The following is a 22,380-nucleotide window of genomic DNA, read 5'->3' as shown; positions in this document are numbered from 1 at the left end:
CAAAGTGGATCACGGCTGATGTCTATTGAGCACTGGACGTCAAAACTCAGGCCTCAGCGTCAAGACTTTTCAGGAAAGCCTCAAGCGCTTTGGTCAGCGCGTCCTCGGACAAGTCCCTACCGCGCAAGCGAATTGTATGGCCTTTTCCGTCGGTGCGATGTTCCAGCACCAGACCGGATCGGCCTTCAAGGCGCAGCCCGGCGACCGCTTTCTGCTTCGGGCGTCCGCCGCGGCGCGGATCGGTAGGTTCGGTCTTCTGTGTCGCCAAAACCCTGTCAATGATCGCCCATTCGCCGCGGGCATTTGCCCCCTGCCCCGCACCAAGCGCATCCCGTAACGTGGTCCCAGCGCCCGCGCGCAAACCCTGCGCAAGGCGCAAACCGTCCTTCTCGCGAAGGCTCTCGGGAAACTGCAGCACATCGCCCAATTCCTCAAAGATAAGGGCAAATGATCGGATCTTGCTCCGCTTGGCTTTTGACGCTGCTGCAAACATGCCCGCGACGGCGTCTTCCGTTGTAGCGAACGCGCCCTGCTGGGCTGCGATGACAGCGATTCGACCGCGTTCGTAATGGCTCAAATCCTGTCGGATTTCGTTTTCCTCTACCATCGCGGCGAAGGCACCCCCGATCTGATCAGGGTCGCGGACCAAAGATTTGATACGGGCAAATCCCTCGCCCCCCGCACGCGCAGCCAGGTTCTTTTGCGCCAGAAACCGGCGGTACCCGGACAGCAAGCCATAGCGCTTGCCACCTTTCGGATCTTTCAACTTGTAGACTTCGATCGGCAGGCGCAGCCCGTTTAGAGCGATGGAGTCTTCCAACTCGGTCAGCGCCTCATCGTCCATGATGGTTCGATCCCGCTGCATCGACAGCGGCTCAATTTCATCGAGCTGAAGCTCTAGGATGACGCGCCCCTGCCCTTCTGCCACACGAAACGCGGCAGCCTGCGCTTCGTCGCGGCGCATCTCGGGCGTTCCTACCTGATACGAGCCTGCCGCCTCTGCGGCGACCTGAGCGATGGGGGCTGACATCTGGCGCGATGGGGTTTCGCGACGAAACTCCTCCTCGATCTTGCCCAAAGTTTCTGCCGTCGGGGTTTCCAGTTTACGTCGCTTCGCCATCGCTCGCTTCCTCTGCTTTCAGCGCCTGCAAGTCGCGCCACCACGTGCCCAACAGCACCTCTTTCACTTCGGCCCATGTCCGATCAAAGGCTTCGCGCCCCCGGACATAGGTATCGCGGTTGAACTCTCGATAATCGGCCTCATAGATACCGTTCACCTGCTCACCCGCCTGCCCAACCATGGCCGTGACTTCCTGCCGGTAGGTTGTCATGAAATCACCAAAATAGGCCTGTATCACATTTGCCAGATCGGTCTGCTGGCCCGCATCAAATCGGGTGATCAATGCCCGCACGGCATCCCATTCAAACTTCATTTCCGGCAAACCATCTTGTCGCCGGACCCTATTCTCCCCCTCTTCGATACTGGCGAAGGTGGAATACAGCATGTCGAAAAACCGACCTGTCGAATCAAATTCAAGGAAAGAAGCGCCCAAGGGGACCAGCAAAATATCCGCCGCAGCCAGCGCGTTGATAGTGAGATAGCCAAGCGCGGGCGGTGTATCGAGCAGAATGATATCGTAGTCATCGAGTATCCCCTCGCCCTCAAGAGCATTGGTGAGCGCGTCCCACAACGGCCAGCTGCGCACCTGCATCCGCCAAACCGGCACCTGAAATTCGGCCCAATAGAGGTTCAGCTGCGCGCCGATCAGATCAATGTTGGGCCAGTGTGTTTCCTGGATCAGGTTTCGCGGCGAAACCCCAAGGCTTTCGGTTAAGGTTTCATCAAACGGTAGTTCGGCCACCCCCTTGGCGCGGCGAATGGCATTTTCTCCCTGCAAGTGACGGGCAAAATCTTTGGCCAATAGAGGAAAGGCCGTCGACCATTCATCGGGCACATTGCCGCCCATGATCGAGGTAAGCGACCCTTGGCTATCCAGGTCGATCACCAACACACGATAGCCATCCAAAGCCGCGGACATAGCCAGATGTGCACAGGTTGAGGTTTTCCCAACGCCCCCTTTGAAATTCGCCACAGAGATGACTTTCGCGGGCAACCCCTCCGGCCGCCAGGATTTGTATTGCTTGTTCGAGGCACCCTCGGTGACGAAATGCTCGCGCAGGCGCAGCACTTCTTCCAGCGTGAACCACTTACTCCCGGCTTCGCCCGTCCCCTGAGGAAGGTTGGGATGTGCCTTCAACACGCGCCGCAGATGGGCAGGTGCCACATCAATCAAATAGCGGCAGATTTCCCAGGTCGAAAACTTGCGCAGGCGCTTCTTGCCATCAGGCGCATAGCCACGTTTTGCCAGATCATCCCGGCCCTTGGCCGCAAAGTTCGCGGCTTTTGCGAATCGTGCCGTATCGATAGGCTCAGACAGACGAGCCGCCGCCTTTTCTGGATCGATGTTGAAATACGGGGGCGGGGGAGCCTTCGGAGTAAGTGCCATATCACCTCAATCATATGCGCTCTATCCACGCATGTTTTAAGTTTTATCGCACATCAGTGTCCAATTGTGAATCGGTAAGAGTGAGGACAACTCAAAACGAAATAATCCTGTAAGGAAGCATCAGACAAAGTGTAGAATCTTTCAGGTCTTTAAGATGTTTGCATCAGGATTTTCGCCTGAAAACAATCAGAAAGAGGTCTTACAGCACCCGCCTACAGGATAAAGCGCACCCATATACGGGAGCAAAGGGACCAGTCTACGGTTTTATAGGTGCCGATTCGCGGGAAATAAGGTGCCCATCCTCAGGGAGAGTTAAAATAGGCTCTGAAAGGCGTTGTATAGGCTCTTCTTCCAATCTGTCGGTCAAAACCGATCCTGTAAATTGGTACCTATAAGATAAGCCGCGCCAGCGTGAGAAGCATCTTAAAAGGGCACCCAAGAAAGTCTTGCCATCGGGTGCCTATTACCGCAGGTTAGCGCCCATAGACCGGATCACAATTCGGCGGGCAGGGCGATATGGCGACCAAACAAAATCTAAGGACCACCGGCGATATCCCGAAGGATACACTCACCGGATCGCTGCGGCGCGGCTCCGTCAAAAAACATGTGGCGGCGATTCATGTCTCAGGCAAGCTGACGCTCTTGCAACGCAAGCTCAGCAACGTCCTGTTGCTCAATGCCTACGATACGCTGGTCACCAATCAGGTTCATATGATTGACGCGCGTACGCTGTGTCTGATGATCGGATATAATTCGAACGACATGGATACGCTCAAGGCATCCTTGCGCGGCTTGGCCGAAACTGTGGCGGAATGGGACATGCTGGACGATCAGGGTCAGCAGGAATGGGGGGTTTCCAGTCTGCTTAGCTATGCGCGGCTGAAGGGTGGGGTCTGCGAATACGCTTATTCGCCTGCGCTTGCCGCCAAGCTGAATGATCCCAAAGTGTTCGCTCTGATCAACTTGAATATTCAGCGCAAATTTACATCGGGCCACGCCTTGGCGCTTTATGAGAATTGCTATCGCTTTGTGCGAACGGGAAGCACCGGTTGGTGGGCCCTCGATCTGTTTCGGCGGCTGATGGGGGTCGAAGACAGTGCCTATTACGGTGTTTACAAGCATCTGAACGCCAAGATCATCAAGCCTGCGGTGGCCGAGGTGAACAAGACGTCGAACATTGTGGTGACGCCCGAGATTCGCAAACGGGGGCGCAGCGTGACGGACATCCGTTTCAAGATTGCCGAGAATCCGCAGCTGGCGATCCTTGATCTGGACGATGGGGCAGGGGCGCGGAAATCCGATATTTATGCCCATTTGCAGGCGCTGGGGGTCAGTGATCGTTTGGCCCGCCAGTGGATCGCGGAACATGGCGAGGATCGGGTGACCGAACGCATGGCCTATGTGCGGTCACAGACAGGGGTCAAAAATCCAGTCGGCTATCTGTCTGCGGCACTCAAGCAGGGGTTTGGCGGGCAGGAGCAGACAGCCGCGCCCCTCACATCGGACCGTGCGAAATCCCTGGAGCGTATTCGCGACCTTGTGGCGGCCCGCTCGCCCACGCAGCGTGACGCGGACAAGCGTTTGTTTATGACGATGATCACCGATCCTGATGCACGCGCCGATTTTGAACGCCACGGTTGGATGTCAGCGCTCAATACAGGCTCTATCAAGGCCTTCTGGCAGGAACTACAGCCTGACTCTTTTGACGATCTTTAGTCTTTGAACACCGCCAACCCGAGCCATTCCGCGATGAGCGCCGGCGTTTCTTCACCCTCTATCTCGATGGTCAAAGCATTGGTGCGCAGCATGCTGGTGGCATCCCGTGCTTTCACGTCCTGCAGAGTGAACCGCCCCCGCAGACGCGAGCCGGCCAGCACGGGTTTCAAAAACCGCAGCTTGTTCATGCCATAGTTCACGCCCATCACCTGGCCGGGCATCATCGAAAAGCAGTCGTAGGCAAAACGGCTGGCGAGCGACAGCGTCAGGAATCCGTGGGCAATCGCCCCGCCAAACGGCGTTTCGGCGGCGGCGCGTTCGGGGTCGATGTGGATCCATTGCTCGTCAAAGGTGGTCTTCGCAAAATCATCGATCATCTTTTGGTCGACTAGAATCCAATTCGACACGCCAACTTCGGTGCCGATCTGGGCTTCGCTGATTTTCAGGGCTTCTGAGAGAGAGGACATAGCGGTCTCCTTAACTTGGGTCTGCGGCAACACGCACCAAGCGCTTGCCTTTGTTGTCACCAGCCAAAAGGCCGATCAGGGCTTGAGGCGCATTTTCAAGCCCCTCGACGATATCTTCGGTTACTTTGATTTGGCCGGTGCTGACCCAATGCTGCATGGCACGGATGCATTTGGCGTCGTTATGGGCGAAATCCATCACGATGAAGCCTTCCATCTTGAGCCGTTTGACCACGATCACACCCGGCAGGTTGCGCGGACCTGTGGGTGTGTCGGTGTCGTATTGGCTGATCGCCCCACAACAGACAACGCGACCTTTTTCGTTCATGAAGTTCAGCGAGGATTCCAGAATCTTGCCGCCGACATTGTCGAAATATACATCCACACCATTAGGGCAGGCGGCGGCCAGCGCCTTGCTCAGCCCCGCTTCGCGGTAATCGATACAGGCGTCAAAGCCCATTTCATCGACCACCCATTTGCATTTTGCAGCACCCCCCGCGATACCCACGACACGGCAGCCCAAAGCCTTGGCAATCTGGCCGACGTATCCGCCGACCGACCCGGCTGCAGCGGAAACCAGAACCGTCTCGCCCGCCATAGGCTGACCAATGGACATCAGCCCGTGATAGGCGGTTTTGCCCGCAATCCCGTAGACAGACATGAGGTGGGAAAGTGTCTCTACCTTGGGGAGTTTCTCTACTTTATGTGCCTTGGCGGTGACATAATCGGCCCAAACAGCTTCGGAGGCGACAATGTCGCCGGGGCTGTGTTTAGGGTTGTTCGATTCGACCACTTCGCAGATGGCATAGGTAGGCATCGGATCGCCCTTTTTCACAGCCGCGCGATAGGTCGCCCCGCGCAACCAAGAGCGATTAGCCGCGTCAATCGACATCAGGATGACACGCAGCAACAATTCGCCGTCACCCGGCACGGGCATGTCGGTCTCTGAAAGCTTGAAGTGTTCCGGCAACAGCGCGTCGGCAGGCAGTTCTTCAACAGTGATCTGGCGGTTCGTCATGGAATATGTCCTAGTGCAGGGAAAAGAGAGAGGAATTGAGATGAGCGGAAAACAACACCAGTTCGTACTGCCCGAAGGTGCAGCAGATTTGCTGTTGATTCGACATGGTGAGACACAGCAGGCGGTGCGAGGGGAAAGCTTTCCCTTGGTGGATGGGCAGGGTGACCCGTCCTTGCTGCCCATCGGAGAGCAACAGGCTTTGCGTGTCGGTGAACGGTTGAAAGCAGAGCCTATTAAGGCGATTTACGTCACTAAAATGGTGCGGACGCATCAGACAGCGGCCCCTTTGGCGGAGCATCTGGACCTTGAACCGCGTATTGACCCCGATCTGCACGAAGTTTTCTTGGGTGATTGGGACGGTGGCGAATACCGCTTCAGAGCCGCCGAACAAGACCCCGCTTTCATCCGTGCGCGGGACCGACAGGAATGGGGCGAGATCCCCGGTGCGGAGACGACGGCGCAGTTGCAAACCCGGGTGGCGCGTGGATTGCAGCGGATTGCGACCGCGCACCCCAACGAGCTGGTCGCCGTTGTGGTGCACGGCGGCGTCGTGGCGGCGTCTTTGGCGGTGGCCACAGGATCGCCCGCTTTCGCGTTCAATGGCGCGAACAACGGGTCGATTTCGCGCCTTGTGATTCATGGAAAGCGCATGATTCTGCGTGGCTTCAACGACGTGTCGCATCTGCGGGACTGACACCGGGTCAGTCCATCGTCACCACAACTTTACCCAGAACCTTGCGGTCTGACAGCAATTTCAAGGCGTCGCCTGCTTGCTCCAGCGGATAGCTGGCCGAGATGCGCGGTTTGACCTTGCCATCAGCGTACATGCTGAACAGATCGTTCATGTTTTCCGCGTGGTTCTGCGGTTCGCGCACCGTATGGGCACCCCAGAAAACGCCGACAATCTGGCAACCTTTGAGCAGTGTCAGGTTCAACGGGATTTTTGGAATGCCCGCCGGGAAGCCAACGACAAGGTAACGGCCTTTCCAGGCCAGCGCCCGCACAGCAGGTTCGGCATAATCACCGCCCACCGCGTCATAGACGACATCGACACCTTCACCGCCCGAGAGTTTTTTGATCTCGTTCGAGAAATCTTTTTGCACGGCGCGGTCGGACATGTCGCGCGAGTAGATCAGCGTTTCATCCGCGCCGAGATCACGGCAGAACTGCGCTTTCTCTTCGGAGGAAACAGCGGCGATCACCTTCGCGCCTGCGGCCTTGCCCAGCTCGATCGCGGCGGCACCAACACCGCCGGCGGCCCCGAGAATCAGCAAGGATTCGCCCGGCTGGATCGCGGCCCGATCCTTGAGCGCATGATGCGAAGTCCCGTAGGTCAGGACAAAACAGGCAGCCTCGTCATAGGGCATGGCATCCGGGATTTTGATAACCCGCTCAGCGTCCATGACCAGATGTGTTGCAAAGCCACCAAAGCCGGACATGCCCAACACACGGTCCCCTTCGGCAAGCGTGGTGACGCCTTCGCCAACCGCTTCGACAACGCCCGCGATTTCACCGCCCGGCGCAAAAGGGCGCGGCGGTTTTACCTGATACATATCACGGATAATCAGCGTGTCCGGAAAGTTGACGCCTGCGGCATGAACTCTGATTCGGACCTGTTTCTTGCCCGGTTCCGGTGTTGGCATATCTTCCAGAACCAGTGTTTCCGGTCCACCAACCTCTTTGCTTAACATCGCTTTCATCTTGTGCATCCTCCCGATTGCGCCTGTTGAAACTGGGACGTGGCGTCCTGTCTTGTCAATCGCAATTCGGTTCGCCATTCTGCACAGCGGAATGGATGTCCGCTATTTGACGTGACGTCCCAAGGGAGGAAATCGAAAATGACTGTGAACCCCACAGAAGAATTCCGCGCGGAGTTGCGGGCGTGGCTAGAAGAGAATTGCCCGGAGGAAATGCGCGACGGTAAAATGACCGAGGAGGGCATTTGCTGGGGTGGCAAAAACTGGAAATTCACATCCGAGGCGCAGAAGGTCTGGCTCGAGCGGTGTGCATCCAAAGGATACACGGTCCCGACGTGGCCGGTTGAGTATGGCGGCGCGGGCCTGACACGTGACCAGGAAAAGATCTTTGTCGAAGAAATGGACCGCATCAATGCCCGCTCGCCCTTGCAGAGCTTCGGCATCTGGATGCTGGGGCCAGCTTTGCTGCATTTCGGATCGCATGAACAAAAGCTGCATTATTTGCCGCCCATCGCACGCGGAGAGATCAGGTGGTGTCAGGGCTATTCAGAGCCGGGGGCAGGCTCTGATCTGGCGAATGTCCAGACCAAAGGCGAGGACAAGGGCGATCATTGGTTGATCAACGGCCAGAAGATCTGGACCTCCTATGCCGACAAGGCGGACTGGATTTTCGCGCTTGTCCGAACCGACCGCGAGGCACCAAAGCACAAGGGCATTTCCTTCCTGCTTTGCGACATGGAGCAAGAGGGCGTCGAGACGCGGCCGATCAAGATGATCAGCGGCATTTCCCCCTTCTGCGAGACGTTCTTTACCGATGCAGTGATCCCCAAAGAGCAGATCGTCGGTGAGGAAAACAAAGGCTGGGATGTGGCGAAATACCTGCTGACCCACGAGCGCGAGATGATCTCGGGCGGGGGTGCGGGGCTGTCCGGTGGCGGCCGCGCCTTGGGTGCTGTGATTTCAGATACGATCGACGATATGGACGCAATCCTGCGGGCAGATGCCATGCGCTGCGAGGTTGACGCGCTTGCGATTGGTCTGACGCTGGAGCGGTACAAGGACCAGTCCGAGGCGGGGCAGGGCGCGGGTGATGCCAGCGCCATGCTGAAATACATGGGCACCGAGCTGAACAAGCAGCGGCACGAGTTGATGATGTCGGCGGGTGGATCGGATGCATTGGAATGGGATGGCCCTCTGGGCAACCGCGCGGGCGACTGGCTGCGCACCAAAGCGAATTCGATTGAAGGTGGCACGAGCGAGGTGATGCTGAGCATCGTATCGCGGCGTGTACTTGGGCTTCCGGCGTAGGATCATAAAAATGGCAAAACTGGTAATGACAGAAGAAGAAACCATGCTGGCCGATATGGCGCGCGGGTTTCTGGATGGGTCCGCTCCGGTCTCCAAATTCCGCGAAATGCGGGACGCAGGCCAGACCTTCGACCGCGAGATGTGGAAAGAAATGGCCGACATGGGCTGGGCCGGGGTGCTGGTCCCGGAGGATGCAGGCGGCTCTGACATGGGATTTGCGGCGGCAAATGTGATTGCGCAGGAAATGGGCAAGACGCTCGCGGTATCGCCCTTCATCTCAAGCGCCGTGATCGCGGCGACGGCTTTGCGGCAGGTATCTGATGCACGCGCGACCGAGGCATTGGGACGGATCGCAAGCGGTGAGGCAACCTATGCCTTGGCGGTGGATGAAGGGATCAAATTCGATCCTGATGCCTGCCAGATGGAAGCCAGCGCCGATGGCAACGGGTTCCGCCTGAACGGTAAAAAGCAATTCGTTGTGGATGGTGCGCTTGCGGACCGGCTGCTGGTTCTTGCACGCACCGAGAATGGGCTGACCCTGTTTGATATTCCCGCCGATCGTGCCGGGGTGCAGCGCGATGCCTCCAATATGATCGACGCCCGCGATGCGGCGCGGATCACCTTCGAGAACGTCGAAGCCACGGGCGATGATGTTCTTGGGGCCGTAGATCAGGCGATGGACGTACTGCGGCCCGCGTTGCAGGCAGGGCAGGCGGCTTTGGCAGCCGAGATGACAGGCCTTTCAGCAGGCGCATTCGACATGACCGTGGGCTATCTAAAAGAGCGAAAACAGTTCGGTATCGAGATTGGCCGCTTTCAAGCCTTGCAACACCGCGCTGCCCATCTGTGGTGCGAGATTGAAGTGACTGCGAGCGCCATCCTTAATGCGGGCCGGATGCTGGACACAGACCCCGAAGGCGCGGAGCTGGCGGTCTCACTGGCCAAGGCCCGCGCCACCGACACGGCAAAACTGGCTGTAATCGAAGGTGTGCAAATGCACGGCGGGATCGGGATGACGGACGCCTATGATATGGGGTTCTATATGAAACGTGCCCGCGTGGGTGCGGAATGGCTGGGGGATTACTCTTACCACGCCGAGAAAATCGCAGCAGCGAGAGGGTTCTAAAATGGATATACAGTCTCTATTCGGGCTGGAAGGCAAGGTTGCGCTGGTCACCGGCGGTGCCACAGGAATTGGCCGCATGGCTTGCGAAGCACTGGTGCGCGCCGGCGCAACCGTGCTGATGGCCAGCCGCAAGGAAGGTGCCTGCGAAGCTGTGGCGGAGGAACTGAACGCGTTGGGAGCATCGGGCAAGGCGATTGGATTTGTCGGCGATGTCGGCAGCGAGGAAGGCATCGATGCGCTTGTCGCCGCGGTGAAAGAACGGACAGACAGCCTGCACATTCTGATGAACAACGCCGGTATCACATGGGGCGCGCCGTTGGGTCAGTTTCCGCATCATGCCTGGGAAAAGGTGATGAATGTAAACGTGGCGGGCATGTTTGACCTGACGCAAAAGCTGCTGCCGATGTTGATTGCCTCCACTTCAGAGGATGACCCCGCACGGGTGGTCAACGTTGGCTCTGTCATGGGCGAACGCGAGATGGGCGATGGTGCGTACTCCTATTCGATGTCCAAGGCAGCGGTGCATCACATGACTCGTATTCTGGGCAAGGAACTGGCCGGTCAGCATGTCACGGTCAACGCACTGGCTCCGGGGCCGTTCGTGTCCCGCATGACAGCCTTTGCCACAGCCGATGAAGACACACGCGGCAAGGTGGGCAAGGATGTGCCATTGAAGCGCGTGGGTCGCGACGAGGATATCGCGGGCTGTATGCTGTTTCTGTGCGGGCAGGGCGGTTCCTATGTCACGGGCGCGATCATCCCCGTGTCGGGCGGCATTAACGTGATGTCAGGGCCGAATATCTTTGAACAGGCGCTGCACTGATGGCCGATATCAGGTTTGACGAACGGGTGGCGATTGTCACCGGGGCAGGCACCGGTCTGGGGCGGTCCCACGCTTTGGGGCTGGCACAACGCGGTGCGCGGGTTGTCGTAAATGATCTGGGTGTCAGCCGGGATGGCACAGGTGCATCGTCCGAGGCCGCCGAGGCCGTGGTCGAAGAGATCAAGGCGATGGGCGGTGATGCGATTGCCCATGGCTGTGATGTGTCGGACGAGGACGGCGTGACCGATATGGTCGCGCAGGCGATGGCCGCCTGGGGTCGCATTGATATCGTAGTGAACAACGCAGGCATCCTGCGCGACAAGACATTCGCCAAGATGGAAATGGCTGATTTTCGCAAAGTCGTCGACGTGCATCTGATCGGCTCTGCCAATGTGGCGCATGCCTGCTGGCCGATCATGCGCGAGCAGAAATACGGGCGGATTGTGTTCACGGCCTCTGGCTCCGGTCTTTATGGCAACTTTGGCCAGTCCAACTATGGCGCTGCCAAAGCGGCGATGATGGGCCTGATGAATGTGCTACACATGGAAGGGGCGCGGGACAATATCCGCGTCAACACGCTGGCCCCCACCGCTGCGACACGGATGACCGAAGAGCTTTTGCCGCCCGAAGCTGCGGCCCTGCTGGCCCCTGAAACGATTACGCCGGGCTTGTTGTATCTGGTATCCGAAGACGCCCCGAGCCGCTTTATTCTGGGTGCAGGTGCCGGCAGCTTTGCCCAGACGCGGGTCTATGAGACCCAAGGCATCACCCTGCTTGACGACGACAATACGCCCGAAGCCGTTGCAGCGCGCTTTGCAGAAATGAACGACCCTACAGGTCAGGAAGAACTGCAGGACGCCTTTAGCCAAACCAAGAAATACGCCCTCAATGCAGCCAAGGCCCGTGGCCTGAAGCTGGATTGGTAAACAGAATTAACCAAGGAGAAATACCATGCGTGACGCAGTCATCGTATCTACCGCCCGGACGCCCATCGGCAAAGCCTATCGCGGCGCTTTCAACAACACCACGCCTCAGGAACTAGCCGGTCATGCCATTGCCCATGCGGTGAAACGCGCAGGCGTTGATCCGGCATCCATCCAGGACGTGCTGCTGGGTGCGGCGCTGCAACAGGGCCATTCCGCTGGCAACATCGCGCGGCAAGCAGCGATCCGTGCCGGATTGCCGGTCACGGTGGCGGGCATGTCGATGGACCGTCAGTGTGCGTCCGGCATGATGGCGATTGCTACGGCGGCCAAACAGGTTGTCATGGACGGTATGGATGTTGTCGTGGGTGGCGGCGTCGAAAGCATCTCGATGGTGCAAACGCCCGAAATGCGGGTGAAGGCCGATGGCTGGCTGAAAGAGCACAAGCCAGAGATCTATATGTCCATGCTGGAGACAGCCGAAACAGTCGCCGAGCGCTATAACGTCAGCCGCGAGCGGCAGGACGAATATGCAGCCCGGTCACAGGAAAACACACATCAGGCGCAGGAAGCGGGCAAGTTCGACGACGAGATCGTGCCGCTGACATCCAAAATGATGGTGCAGAACAAAGAGACCAAGGAAATCAGCGAACATGAAGTGACGCTGGAAAAAGACGAGGGCAACCGCCCCGGCACCTCTGCTGAAAGCCTTGCCGGTCTGCAGCCGGTACACAAGAACGGGATCCACATCCAGGAAGGTAAATACATCACTGCGGGCAACGCATCGCAGCTCAGTGATGGTGCCTCTGCTTCGGTGGTTATGGAAGCGAAAGCTGCAGAGAAAGCCGGTTTAGAGCCACTTGGCCGTTATGTCGGTGTGATGGCGGCGGGCTGCGAGCCGGACGAGATGGGCATTGGCCCGATCTATGCTGTGCCACCTTTGCTCAAAGCGCACGGGTTGAAAATGGACGATATCGGTCTGTGGGAATTGAACGAAGCCTTCGCCGTTCAGGTGATCCAGTCACGTGATGTGCTGGGCATCCCGGACGAGCTTTTGAACGTGAATGGCGGTGCGATTTCAATTGGCCACCCCTACGGCATGTCCGGTGCGCGGATGGTGGGCCATGCGCTGATCGAAGGCAAACGGCGCGGCGCGAAATATGTTGTCTGCACCATGTGTGTCGGCGGCGGCATGGGTGCTGCGGGTCTGTTCGAAGTCCTCTAAGTCTTGCGCTTTGCCAACAAGAGGGGCGGTTTTACCCGCCCCCTTACCGTGAATATGAATGCTTTTGGAGATTCTATGCCCCGCGACGATTCCCACCTGCCCCGCGCTCTGCAAGGGCTGCGCATCCCGCTGATTGCTTCGCCACTGTTCATCATATCAGTCCCTAAATTGGTGATTGCGCAGTGTAAGGCCGGGATCGTCGGATCTTTTCCGGCGCTGAATGCGCGGGAAGGCGAGGGCGAGCATCCGCTGCTCGACACCTGGCTGACCGAGATCAAGGAAGAACTGGACCGCCACAACCAGGCCAATCCGGACACCCCTGCTGCTCCATATGCTGTGAACCAGATTGTGCACCGCAGCAATGCGCGGTTGGACCGGGATCTGGAGATTTGTGTGAAGCATGAGGTGCCGATCTGGATCACCAGCCTGGGCGCACGGATCGAGGTGAACGAGGCGGCGCACAGCTGTGGCGGCATCGTTTTGCACGACATCATAAACAACAGATTTGCGCATAAAGCTGTCGAGAAGGGCGCCGATGGTCTTGTCGCTGTTGCTGCTGGCGCGGGCGGCCATGCGGGGCAGCAATCGCCCTTCGCCTTGGTACGTGAAATTCGCGAATGGTATAATGGGCCGATCGCCTTGTCCGGCTCGATCGCCACGGGTGAATCTCTGCTGGGTGCGCGGGCAATGGGGGCCGACCTAGGTTATACCGGATCACCGTTTATCGCCACGGACGAAGCGAATGCGGATCAGGGCTACAAGGACATGATCGTGGAATCCGGGGCAGAGGATATTGTCTATTCCTCGCTCTTCACGGGCGTTTGGGGCAATTACCTGAAAGGGTCGGTCAAAAACGCGGGCATGGACCCCGACAATCTGCCGACGGCGGATGCGTCCTCGATGAACTTCGGGACGGACCGTGAAAAGCCCAAAGCCTGGAAAACCATCTGGGGATCGGGGCAGGGGATCGGCGCGATCAAGTCGGTCGGACCGGCAGGCGCGATTGTGGACCGCATGGCAGACGAATATTTCGCTGCTGGCAAGAAACTGGCGGCTGAGTTTTCGTGAGCGAACTTCTCGTCATACGCCACGGTCAGGCTTCCTTTGGACAGGACGATTATGATGTGCTGTCCGATCTGGGTCACCGGCAATCACAGGCCGTCGGCGCGCTGCTGCGCGAGATGGACTGGGTGCCGGACCGTCTGGTGACCGGCACACTCCGGCGGCAAAAAGAGACGCTGGCTTCGATGGGCTTTACCCAAGCACCCGAAGAGCACGCAGGCTTCAACGAATATGATTTCGGTGATCTGTTGCAGGCGCGGTTCAAAGGCAATGTGCCCGACTTGGTCAAGGGCGACCGCAAGACACATTTCCGGGCCCTGCGCGAGACGGTGTTCGAATGGCAGGATGCGGCCTTTGATGGTGCGGCAGAAACATTTGCGGAGTTCACGGCCCGGATTGACGCGGCCCGCGCTTTCGCCTGCGACACGGATGCCGCACGCGTTCTGGTCATTTCGTCCGGCGGCGTGATCGGCCAGCTGACACGCGATGCGCTTGGCGCAGACAAACGCCATATGATGGAATTGAACCTGCAAATCAAAAACACGGCGATGACGCGTTTCATGTTCAAAGGCCCACGTTTTTCTTTGAGCGAGTTCAACGCCACACCACATTTTATGACGCCTTCGGGCGCGAAGCTGCTAAGCTACAGCTAGGGGAAGAGCATGACCGCAGACACACAGACATTAAACGAGCCGGCGGTTGCCAGCTATCTTTCGGAACATCTGCCAGGGTTTGAAGGGCCGATGACGGTCTCCAAGTTTCAAACGGGGCAGAGCAATCCGACCTTCATGCTGAAGACGCCGGCGCATAATTATGTGTTGCGGCGCAAACCGCCGGGGGTTCTGTTGAAATCGGCCCATGCGGTGGACCGTGAATTCCGCGTGCAAAAAGCGTTGCAAGGATCGGATGTGCCGGTCAGCAAGATGCATTTGCTGTGCGAGGATGACAGCGTGATCGGGTCGATGTTCTATATCATGGACCATGTGCCGGGCCGCAATTTCAACGAACCCGAAATGCCGGGTCTGACACCGGCGGAGCGGACCGGGGTTATTGACGATATGAACCGCGTTCTGGCGGCGTTGCATCAAGTGGATATCGACGCTGTCGGGCTAAGCGATTATGGCCCCGAGGGAAACTATTTCGAGCGTCAGGTGGGGCGCTGGTCCAAGCAGTACAAAGCGTCTGAGACCCAGAAGAACCCTGCGATGGATGCGCTGATGGTTGAACTGGTTGAAGCACAGCCCGAAGACGATGGCCAGCGGACGCTGGTGCATGGGGATTACCGGCTCGACAATATGATCTTTGACGCCGAAACGACCGATTGTCGCGCAGTGCTGGATTGGGAGCTGTCAACCATTGGTCACCCCTTTGCCGATCTGGCCGCAGTCATCATGCAGTGGCAGCTGCCGTCCGGCACCGAAGGCCGCGGCATGGGAGGTCTGGACCGTGCCGCCCTTGGTTTGCCCTCGGACGAAGCATTCATCGCCAAATATTGCGAGCGACGCGGATTGGATGGCATCGACAACTTTGGCTATTACCTTGGCTTCTGTTTCTTCCGCATGGCCGGAATCATTCAGGGTGTTCTGAAACGCGGACTGGACGGCAACGCCTCAAACCCGGAACGTGCTCTGAAGCTGGGTGAATTTGTGCCGGTTTTTGCGCAGCACGGGCTGGACGCCTTGCGGCGCGGCTAGGCATGATGGACGATCTGAACATTGCTGAAGACGAAGGCAAAGACCGCAACTTTGTCACAGCGCTGGCCCGCGGGCTGGAGCTGTTGCGCTGCTTTGGCAATGATGAGGTCACGCTCACCAATAGCGACTTTTCCGAACGGACCGGTCTGCCCAAGGCGACGATCTCGCGGCTGACGCATACGCTTTGCACGCTGGATTATCTGATCGCGGACCCGCGAAACGGCACCTACCGGCTGGGCGCGGGCGTGCTGAACCTTGGCTTCAGCGTTCTTTCTTCGCTTGATGTGGCAGACCGCGCGCAGATCGAGATGGAGCAACTGCGTGATGGTCCCAATTCCTATATCACTGCCGCCTTGGCCGAACGGCATCATCTGGATGCGGTTTATCTGGCGACCTGCAACTCTTGCGAAGGGGTCACGCTGGCCATTCGTGTGGGCACGCGGTTGCCGATCTTCCGCTCTGCCATCGGGCAGGCCATTCTGATCGGTATGGATGACGATGGTCGCGAGGCGGTGTTCGAAACGGCAGGTCGCGAGGGCGCGGAGATCGAGAAAGAGGGCCGCGCTTTATTCGTCGAAGCGCAGGCAATCTACGGCGTCAAGGGCTTCTGCACCGGGTATGGAGCCTGGCGATCGGATGTGAACGGCATTGCGGTGCCGGTCCTGTCGCTGGGGGGCGCACGGGTCTATGGGTTGAACGTGGGCGGGCCATCCTTTCGCGTAAAACCGAAACAGCTTGAGAATACCTATGGGCCCTTGCTGATCAAGGCGGGGCAGAACTTGAGTATTTCAGCCGAGGCGTGATGTGGGCGGAGAATGGTTTCGCATAGCGGAACTGTTACCAACGACCCGCCCCTGTTTTTTTCCGGCAGATCAAAGCGTCGACATGCAGCCGGGCGCACCAGTCCGGCTTGCAGGGTTTTGCACTAAATGTTGTCGCGCAGCCGAAAAACTATAGCAATATCAGAATGCTACGGCGTCACAATCTGCGCCTTGTTTTTCAGCAAGGCCTTCAGGCCAGGACGTGATCCTGTCTGAATTCGCGAAAAGTGACGCGGGGGCACGGGCCATCTGCGGCCTTGACTTTGTCAGGGGGTATGCAAGTCTTTGCCATAGCTAATGACCCTGAAAATACAAATAGGGGCGCAGCTTATCCTAGGGAGGAACACATGAAGAAAATTACCAAACTCGGCGCTGTATCCGCGCTTTCACTGATCATTGGTGCGACGGCTGCATTCGCCGAAGACATCAAGATCGCGTTTATTGATCCGCTGTCAGGCCCATTTGCGAGCACCGGCACCAACGGTCTGCACCAGTTCGAACATGCCGTGGATTTCATGGTAAACGACGAAGGTGGTCTGCTGGATGGCCAGACGATGGAAGTTGTCGGTTTCGACAACAAGATCAGCCCCAAAGAATCACTGATCCAGCTTCAGGTCGCGATTGACCAAGGCATCCGTTACATCGTTCAGGGTAACTCCTCCGGTGTTGCGAACGCGCTGACCGAAGCAATTGACAAGCACAACCGCCGCAACCCCGACAGCCGTGTTCTGTTTCTGAACTACGCAGCGGTTGATCCGGCATTGACCAACGACAAGTGCAACTTCTGGCACTTCCGTTTTGATGCGAACGCAGACATCAAGATGGACGCGCTCACCGATGTGATCGCAGCAGACGACAGCATCGAAAAAGTTTACATCATCGGCCAGGACTATTCCTTTGGTAAGGCTGTTTCTGCTGCCGCGAACAAGATGCTGGGCGAGAAGGCTCCGGAAATGGAAGTCGTCGGCGACGAACTGCACCCGATTGGCAAGGTTAAGGACTTCACGCCTTACGCCCGCAAGGTTGTTGCCTCCGGCGCGGATGCTGTGATCACAGGTAACTGGGGTGCGGACATGCTGAGCCTCGGCAAGTCGATCATCGAAAACGGTTTCGAAGGTCCGATTTACACATATTACGCGGCTGGTTCCGGTATGACGGCAGCCTTCGGCGAGGGTGGCAAGGATCGTATCCGTCTGATCTCCCAGGGGTCTATCAACCCGATCGGGTCTGACCGTGCCCGTGACGCGTATAACTCGTTCCTCGAGCGTCACCCCGATGGCAACATCGACCAGAGCCGTATCTACAACACGATCGGCATGCTGGCAGAGGCGATCAAAGAAGCCGGGACTGCAGATGATGTTGTTGCCGTGGCAAATGCACTGGAAAACATGGAGTACGACTCCATGTGGGGCGGCAAACTGTTCATGCGTCCACAGGATCACCAGCTGATCCAGGACATGCATATCGGTGTTCATACGGACGAGGACATCGAGTTCCCATACGACAGCTCGACGTTTGGTGTAAAAACCGAATCGACAATCGAGATGGCGTCTATGGACAGCCCGACAACCTGCGAGATGAAGCGCCCATAAGCGTTTGATCCGGTCCCGCTGCGGAGCGTCCGCGGCGGGACTTTCGTCTTGCCTATTCTTTTCCGCTAACCTTTTGGGGGACCGATGGAACTCATCCTCGTCAATCTGATTGACGGGCTGGTGACGGGACTGCTGCTCTTTATGCTTTCCGCCGGCCTGACGCTTATCTTCTCTATGATGGGTGTGCTTAACTTCGCCCATGCCAGTTTTTATATGCTGGGTGCCTATTTCGCCTATTCCATCAGCCTAGCTATCGGGTTCTGGATGGGCCTGCTGATCGCGCCGCTGATTGTCGGTCTGGCGGGTGCAGGTGTTGAAAGGTACGGGCTAAGACGCGTCCACCAATACGGCCATGTGCCCGAGCTGATCTTTACCTTCGGTCTGGCGCTGCTGATTGAAGAAGTGGTGCAGTTTATCTGGGGCAAGAACCAGATGCCCTATTCGGTGCCAGAGGTGCTGAATTTCACGGCCTTTTCCATCGCGGGCAATTCGATCCCCGCCTATAAAATTTTCATGATCTTCATCTCGATCAGCATCTTCATCGGGTTGCTCTATATCCTGACCAAGACTCGGGTCGGCATGATCATCCAGGCGGCCCTCAGCTATCCGCGTACGGTCGAAGCGCTGGGGCACAATGTGCCGCTGATTTTTATGGGGGTCTTTGGTGTCGGCACGGCGCTGGCTGGCGTGGCCGGTGTGATCGCGGGGCCGGTGCTGGGCACCTTCCCAGGCATGGCTTTTGTCCTCGGCTCCATCGTGTTTGTGACCATCGTCATCGGGGGTCTCGGCTCACTTTGGGGAGCGCTTGTCGCGTCCCTGCTGATCGGGTGGATCACCACATTCGCCAAATCCTATAACATCGCGATGTCCGACATCCTGAACGGGATCGGCATCGCCACACCCGAAAACATGAGCGACAATCCGTTTCGGGATTTGTGGACCATCACCAGCCCTCAGATCGCAGACATCCTGCCCTATATCCTGATGGTGCTGATCCTGATCTTCCGTCCTGCGGGCCTTTTCGGAAAGCGTGAATCATGACCGACGAGATGACCAAAGATCCAAAGCAACAGATCACAACCGATCCAAGCAAGCCATCCGAACGGATGCGTGCAGGATCAATGACCATCACATTGGGACCGTGGATAATCGCAGGCATCGCGCTGATGCTGATGCCTTTCATCTTCACCTCGAATTCCGCGCTGACCATCATGAACCAGATGTGGATCACGGTGATTTTCGCGCTGGCCTATAACATGTTGCTGGGGCAGGGCGGGATGCTGTCCTTTGGCCATGCAGTCTACATGGGTCTTGGCGGCTTCTTCTGTATGCACATCATGAACTACGTTGAAGACTACGGCGTTGCTTTCCCGCTGCCGCTGTTGCCGCTCTTTGGTGGTCTGTTCGGGATGGGGTTTGCGATGCTTATTGGCTCCTTCTCGACCTCGGGGGCAGGCACACGCTTTGCGATGATTTCGCTCGGCGTGGGTGAACTGATTGCCGCCTGTTCGGTCATCATCGTCGCCTTCTTTGGCGGTGAGGAAGGTATTTCGGGCGACCGGACCTATGGTTTGCCGTTCTTTGGTGTCGAGTTCCTGAAACAGATCGAAGTCTACTATCTGATTTCCTTCTGGCTGATGTTGTCGGCGGCGCTGATGTATCTCTTCTCGCGCACACCGGTCGGCCGGATGGCCAATGCGGTGCGTGACAACCCCGAACGCGCGCAGTTCCTCGGATACTCCGCCCGCTGGGTCCGCTTCTACAGCTTCTGTGCCTCTGGTTTCTTCTGCGGCATCGCGGGTGGCCTCTTTGCCATCAGCTATGAGATCCTGACCGAAGAGAACCTGAACGCGGCCTCCTCGGGTGTGATCCTGCTGGTAACCTTCCTTGGGGGTGTGGGCTTCTTCTTTGGCCCGATCATCGGTGCAATTGCCTTTACGCTTCTGCAAACAGTGCTCAGCCTTCAGACAGAGCTGTGGTCAATCTACGCCGGTGCACTGTTCCTTGCCACGGTGATGTTCTTCCCCGGTGGTCTGGCGGGCTTGCTGATGATGCATGTGCCGGCATTCAAGCTCGGTAAAATGAGCGGACTGGTTGTGCCCTACTTCAAAACCCTGATCCCGGCGGCCATTGGTGTTCTGGGCATCTGTGCCCTGATCGAAATGACGTTCCACTTCCGCCACGGGGCCACGGGGGATAACGAAATGACCCTCTTCTGGACAACCTTCGACAGCCATTCGGTGCTGCCATGGATAATTGCCATCGCTGTCGCGGCGATTGGGATTGGCATCGCTAAAATGACCGCGCCCGAGATGAAAGAAGCTTGGGATGAAGCCAACACCGCAGGAGGCACATCATGAGCGCACCAGCACTTGAGCTTAAGGGTCTTAAAAAGAGCTTCGGCAAAGCCGAGATCATCCGCGGGATTGATCTGTCCATCGGCAAGGCCGAGCGGCACGCGATCATCGGGCCGAACGGCGCGGGCAAGTCCACGCTGTTCAACCTGATCACCGCGCGGTTCCCGCCAACGGCGGGTACGGTCAAGCTGCACGGAGAGGATCTGGCGGGGCTCGAGCCTTATCAGATCAACCGCAAAGGGTTGTCGCGGTCTTTCCAGATCACCAACATCTTTCCCAAGATGAGCGTGTTTGAAAACGTCCGCTGTGCGCTTTTGTGGGCGCAGGGGTACAAATATTCCTTCTGGAATCTGGTATCGCGGTCGCGCCAGCTGAACGAAGGTGCCGATGCCATTCTGGAGCAGATCAACCTGCTGGAGCGTCGTGATCTTGCTGCGGGCCTGTTGTCTTACGCCGAACAGCGCGCGCTTGAAATCGGGATCACCATCGCAGGCGGTGCCGACGTCATCATGCTGGACGAACCCACAGCGGGGATGAGCCATTCGGAAACCGATTACATCACCGACCTGATCCTCAAGGTGACGGCGGGCAAAACCCTGATCATGGTGGAACACGACATGGGTGTGGTCTTTGGCCTGGCCGATCGGATCAGCGTGCTGGTCTACGGCGAGATTATTGCAACGAATACGCCCGAACTTGTACGGGCAGACCCTAAGGTTCAAGAAGCCTACCTTGGCGCAGCACTGGAGGCAGAACATTGATCGAAGTCACAGACATGCACGCCTATTACGGCAAGTCGCACATCCTGCAGGGGGTGACGATGAACGTACAGGAAGGCGAGATTGTCGCTCTCCTCGGCCGCAACGGTGTGGGACGTTCGACGACCTGCAAGGCGATCATGGGCGAGGTGGAACCGCAAGGGTCCGTCAAGTTCAAGGGCCAGGAAATATCCGGCAAGAAGGCGTTCGAGATTGCCAATATGGGCATCGGGTATGTGCCGGAAAACCGCGATATCTTTCCCGGCCTGACAACCCGCCAGAACCTGACGCTGGGTCTCAAGCCCGGTCAAAAGGATGGCGCAGGCCGCTGGTCGATGCAGATGATGTTCGAGATGTTTGAAAACCTTGATCGCCGCGCGGACGTCGAAGCCTCTGTGCTTTCGGGGGGCGAACAGCAGATGCTGACCATGTGCCGCACGCTGATGGGCGACCCGGATTTTGTAATGATCGACGAGCCGACCGAAGGTCTGTCACCGCAGATGGTGCAAAAAGTGGCAGAGGTGCTGCAAGCCATTGCCGCCAAGGGTATTTCGACGCTACTGGTTGAGCAAAAGCTGTCCATTGCCATGGACATCGCGCACCGTGTCTATGTTATGGGTCACGGCCAGGTCGTGTTCGAAGGCACCCCGGCCGAGCTGAAGGCACGCGAAGACGTCCGCAAGGAATGGCTCGAAGTCTAAGTTCGCCCAGATCATAAGGAGAGCGCCATGAGCCGCTTTGACGAGACCCGTTTGAACCGCATCAAAGGGTGGATGCAGGGCTATGTCGACAGGCGGTCCTATCCTGGCTGCGCGGTGCTGATCACGCAGGGCGCGGATGAGGTTTTCTATCACGATTGCGGGCTGCGCGACATCGAAGGCAATCTACCGTGGCAGCGTGATACGATGGCCCGCATCTATTCGATGACCAAACCGGTCACCTCTGTCGCGCTGATGATACTGGTCGAACGCGGTCTGGTTCATCTCGATGCGCCGGTGTCCGATTTCATTCCCGGATTTGCCGATGCACGGTTTCTGGTGCCCGGTGCCACCTCGCTGGACCAGACAGAGCCCTGCGCGCCGCCCACGCTGCACCAGTTGCTGACCCATACATCCGGCATGAGCTACTCCTTCAACCCCGGCCCGCTGCCCGCCGCGATGAGCGAGGGCAGACTGGATTTTGGTCCTGGCAAACGCACGTTGGAAGAAGCGGCGGATGCGATAGCAACGCTGCCTTTGGTATTCCGCCCCGGCACGCGCTGGGAGTATTCGGTCGGGATCGACATCATC

The 22,380-nt window shown here is 57.8% G+C and carries 22 protein-coding genes; 17 read left to right on the top strand and 5 right to left on the bottom strand.

Features of this window, described 5'->3' with window-relative positions; all coding sequences use genetic code 11:
- Positions 1–46: 46 nt before the first annotated feature.
- Together Z945_RS0106470 and Z945_RS0106465 are read right to left on the bottom strand one after the other, a co-directional pair.
- On the bottom strand, positions 47–1,120 hold the full coding sequence (locus Z945_RS0106470) for a ParB/RepB/Spo0J family partition protein (protein WP_025051292.1): 1,074 nt from the start codon (positions 1,118–1,120) through the stop codon (positions 47–49).
- Positions 1,104–2,507 (bottom strand): AAA family ATPase, encoded by a 1,404-nt coding sequence (locus Z945_RS0106465; RefSeq protein ID WP_025051291.1) that lies wholly within the window; start codon positions 2,505–2,507, stop codon positions 1,104–1,106. Before Z945_RS0106465 ends, Z945_RS0106470 begins: the two co-directional genes overlap by 17 nt.
- 516 nt (positions 2,508–3,023) lie before the next feature.
- On the opposite strand from Z945_RS0106465, the gene Z945_RS0106460 reads away from it, so the two are divergent.
- Complete coding sequence (locus Z945_RS0106460; RefSeq protein ID WP_025051290.1) at positions 3,024–4,223, top strand: replication initiation protein; 1,200 nt, start codon at positions 3,024–3,026, stop codon at positions 4,221–4,223.
- On the opposite strand, the gene Z945_RS0106455 is transcribed toward Z945_RS0106460, so the two are convergent.
- Positions 4,220–4,690 (bottom strand): MaoC family dehydratase, encoded by a 471-nt coding sequence (locus tag Z945_RS0106455; RefSeq protein ID WP_025051289.1) that lies wholly within the window; start codon positions 4,688–4,690, stop codon positions 4,220–4,222. The genes Z945_RS0106460 and Z945_RS0106455 overlap by 4 nt on opposite strands.
- A 10-nt stretch (positions 4,691–4,700) precedes the next feature.
- On the bottom strand, positions 4,701–5,705 hold the full coding sequence (locus Z945_RS0106450) for an NADP-dependent oxidoreductase (RefSeq protein WP_025051288.1): 1,005 nt from the start codon (positions 5,703–5,705) through the stop codon (positions 4,701–4,703).
- Between the two features lie 40 nt (positions 5,706–5,745).
- Between Z945_RS0106450 and Z945_RS0106445 the strand changes: the two genes are divergently transcribed.
- The gene (locus Z945_RS0106445; RefSeq protein WP_025051287.1) at positions 5,746–6,399 is read left to right on the top strand and encodes a histidine phosphatase family protein; all 654 of its coding nucleotides are present in this window, start codon (positions 5,746–5,748) and stop codon (positions 6,397–6,399) included.
- 7 nt (positions 6,400–6,406) lie between these two features.
- Here Z945_RS0106445 and Z945_RS0106440 read toward each other — a convergent pair whose 3' ends face one another.
- On the bottom strand, positions 6,407–7,405 hold the full coding sequence (locus Z945_RS0106440; protein ID WP_025051286.1) for an NADPH:quinone oxidoreductase family protein: 999 nt from the start codon (positions 7,403–7,405) through the stop codon (positions 6,407–6,409).
- 138 nt (positions 7,406–7,543) lie between these two features.
- On the opposite strand from Z945_RS0106440, the gene Z945_RS0106435 reads away from it, so the two are divergent.
- From Z945_RS0106435 to Z945_RS0106365, 15 genes are all read left to right on the top strand, one after another.
- Positions 7,544–8,710 carry an acyl-CoA dehydrogenase family protein gene (locus Z945_RS0106435; protein WP_025051285.1) on the top strand — a complete coding sequence of 389 codons (1,167 nt, stop codon included), beginning with the start codon at positions 7,544–7,546 and terminating at the stop codon, positions 8,708–8,710.
- A 10-nt stretch (positions 8,711–8,720) separates the two neighbouring features.
- Positions 8,721–9,836 (top strand): acyl-CoA dehydrogenase family protein, encoded by a 1,116-nt coding sequence (locus Z945_RS0106430; RefSeq protein ID WP_025051284.1) that lies wholly within the window; start codon positions 8,721–8,723, stop codon positions 9,834–9,836.
- A 1-nt stretch (position 9,837) separates the two neighbouring features.
- Positions 9,838–10,659, top strand: coding sequence for an SDR family NAD(P)-dependent oxidoreductase (locus tag Z945_RS0106425; protein ID WP_025051283.1), 822 nt, complete (start codon positions 9,838–9,840; stop codon positions 10,657–10,659).
- The gene (locus Z945_RS0106420) at positions 10,659–11,585 is read left to right on the top strand and encodes an SDR family NAD(P)-dependent oxidoreductase (protein WP_025051282.1); all 927 of its coding nucleotides are present in this window, start codon (positions 10,659–10,661) and stop codon (positions 11,583–11,585) included. The genes Z945_RS0106425 and Z945_RS0106420 overlap by 1 nt, the downstream gene beginning before the upstream one ends.
- Before the next feature lie 25 nt (positions 11,586–11,610).
- Positions 11,611–12,807, top strand: a complete 1,197-nt coding sequence (locus tag Z945_RS0106415; RefSeq protein WP_025051281.1) for an acetyl-CoA C-acyltransferase — start codon at positions 11,611–11,613, stop codon at positions 12,805–12,807.
- 75 nt (positions 12,808–12,882) lie between these two features.
- Positions 12,883–13,875, top strand: coding sequence for an NAD(P)H-dependent flavin oxidoreductase (locus Z945_RS0106410; protein ID WP_025051280.1), 993 nt, complete (start codon positions 12,883–12,885; stop codon positions 13,873–13,875).
- Positions 13,872–14,522: a histidine phosphatase family protein gene (locus tag Z945_RS0106405; protein WP_025051279.1), complete on the top strand. Its 651-nt coding sequence runs from the start codon at positions 13,872–13,874 to the stop codon at positions 14,520–14,522. The genes Z945_RS0106410 and Z945_RS0106405 overlap by 4 nt, the downstream gene beginning before the upstream one ends.
- A gap of 9 nt (positions 14,523–14,531) precedes the next feature.
- A complete protein-coding gene (locus tag Z945_RS0106400) occupies positions 14,532–15,563 on the top strand; it encodes a phosphotransferase family protein (protein WP_025051278.1) in 1,032 nt (343 codons plus the stop codon).
- A 2-nt stretch (positions 15,564–15,565) separates the two neighbouring features.
- Positions 15,566–16,366 (top strand): IclR family transcriptional regulator, encoded by an 801-nt coding sequence (locus Z945_RS0106395; RefSeq protein ID WP_338152102.1) that lies wholly within the window; start codon positions 15,566–15,568, stop codon positions 16,364–16,366.
- A 365-nt stretch (positions 16,367–16,731) separates the two neighbouring features.
- Positions 16,732–17,976, top strand: coding sequence for a branched-chain amino acid ABC transporter substrate-binding protein (locus Z945_RS0106390; RefSeq protein WP_025051276.1), 1,245 nt, complete (start codon positions 16,732–16,734; stop codon positions 17,974–17,976).
- An 84-nt stretch (positions 17,977–18,060) separates the two neighbouring features.
- Entirely contained in the window at positions 18,061–19,017 is a 957-nt protein-coding gene (locus Z945_RS0106385; protein WP_025051275.1) for a branched-chain amino acid ABC transporter permease, read from the top strand.
- A complete protein-coding gene (locus tag Z945_RS0106380) occupies positions 19,014–20,336 on the top strand; it encodes a branched-chain amino acid ABC transporter permease (protein WP_025051274.1) in 1,323 nt (440 codons plus the stop codon). The genes Z945_RS0106385 and Z945_RS0106380 overlap by 4 nt, the downstream gene beginning before the upstream one ends.
- Positions 20,333–21,094 (top strand): ABC transporter ATP-binding protein, encoded by a 762-nt coding sequence (locus Z945_RS0106375; protein WP_025051273.1) that lies wholly within the window; start codon positions 20,333–20,335, stop codon positions 21,092–21,094. The genes Z945_RS0106380 and Z945_RS0106375 overlap by 4 nt, the downstream gene beginning before the upstream one ends.
- A gap of 14 nt (positions 21,095–21,108) precedes the next feature.
- Positions 21,109–21,792, top strand: a complete 684-nt coding sequence (locus tag Z945_RS0106370) for an ATP-binding cassette domain-containing protein (protein WP_081780968.1) — start codon at positions 21,109–21,111, stop codon at positions 21,790–21,792.
- Between the two features lie 27 nt (positions 21,793–21,819).
- Positions 21,820–22,380, top strand: a 561-nt coding sequence (locus Z945_RS0106365) for a serine hydrolase domain-containing protein (protein ID WP_025051271.1), incomplete at its 3' end; no start/stop codon positions are given.

It is taken from the genome of Sulfitobacter noctilucae (assembly GCF_000622365.1).
In the GTDB taxonomy this organism is placed as follows: Bacteria; Pseudomonadota; Alphaproteobacteria; order Rhodobacterales; family Rhodobacteraceae; genus Sulfitobacter; species Sulfitobacter noctilucae.
The sequence above is the reverse complement of the archived record's forward strand: the minus strand, read 5'-3'. Positions and strand labels throughout refer to the sequence as shown.

Coding starts and splice junctions, on each gene's coding strand:
- Z945_RS0106470 (WP_025051292.1), bottom strand. CDS start 1,120: ATGGCGAAGCGACGTAAACTGGAAACCCCGACGGCAGAAACTTTGGGC.
- Z945_RS0106465 (WP_025051291.1), bottom strand. CDS start 2,507: ATGGCACTTACTCCGAAGGCTCCCCCGCCCCCGTATTTCAACATCGAT.
- Z945_RS0106460 (WP_025051290.1), top strand. CDS start 3,024: ATGGCGACCAAACAAAATCTAAGGACCACCGGCGATATCCCGAAGGAT.
- Z945_RS0106455 (WP_025051289.1), bottom strand. CDS start 4,690: ATGTCCTCTCTCTCAGAAGCCCTGAAAATCAGCGAAGCCCAGATCGGC.
- Z945_RS0106450 (WP_025051288.1), bottom strand. CDS start 5,705: ATGACGAACCGCCAGATCACTGTTGAAGAACTGCCTGCCGACGCGCTG.
- Z945_RS0106445 (WP_025051287.1), top strand. CDS start 5,746: ATGAGCGGAAAACAACACCAGTTCGTACTGCCCGAAGGTGCAGCAGAT.
- Z945_RS0106440 (WP_025051286.1), bottom strand. CDS start 7,405: ATGAAAGCGATGTTAAGCAAAGAGGTTGGTGGACCGGAAACACTGGTT.
- Z945_RS0106435 (WP_025051285.1), top strand. CDS start 7,544: ATGACTGTGAACCCCACAGAAGAATTCCGCGCGGAGTTGCGGGCGTGG.
- Z945_RS0106430 (WP_025051284.1), top strand. CDS start 8,721: ATGGCAAAACTGGTAATGACAGAAGAAGAAACCATGCTGGCCGATATG.
- Z945_RS0106425 (WP_025051283.1), top strand. CDS start 9,838: ATGGATATACAGTCTCTATTCGGGCTGGAAGGCAAGGTTGCGCTGGTC.
- Z945_RS0106420 (WP_025051282.1), top strand. CDS start 10,659: ATGGCCGATATCAGGTTTGACGAACGGGTGGCGATTGTCACCGGGGCA.
- Z945_RS0106415 (WP_025051281.1), top strand. CDS start 11,611: ATGCGTGACGCAGTCATCGTATCTACCGCCCGGACGCCCATCGGCAAA.
- Z945_RS0106410 (WP_025051280.1), top strand. CDS start 12,883: ATGCCCCGCGACGATTCCCACCTGCCCCGCGCTCTGCAAGGGCTGCGC.
- Z945_RS0106400 (WP_025051278.1), top strand. CDS start 14,532: ATGACCGCAGACACACAGACATTAAACGAGCCGGCGGTTGCCAGCTAT.
- Z945_RS0106395 (WP_338152102.1), top strand. CDS start 15,566: ATGATGGACGATCTGAACATTGCTGAAGACGAAGGCAAAGACCGCAAC.
- Z945_RS0106390 (WP_025051276.1), top strand. CDS start 16,732: ATGAAGAAAATTACCAAACTCGGCGCTGTATCCGCGCTTTCACTGATC.
- Z945_RS0106385 (WP_025051275.1), top strand. CDS start 18,061: ATGGAACTCATCCTCGTCAATCTGATTGACGGGCTGGTGACGGGACTG.
- Z945_RS0106380 (WP_025051274.1), top strand. CDS start 19,014: ATGACCGACGAGATGACCAAAGATCCAAAGCAACAGATCACAACCGAT.
- Z945_RS0106375 (WP_025051273.1), top strand. CDS start 20,333: ATGAGCGCACCAGCACTTGAGCTTAAGGGTCTTAAAAAGAGCTTCGGC.
- Z945_RS0106370 (WP_081780968.1), top strand. CDS start 21,109: ATGCACGCCTATTACGGCAAGTCGCACATCCTGCAGGGGGTGACGATG.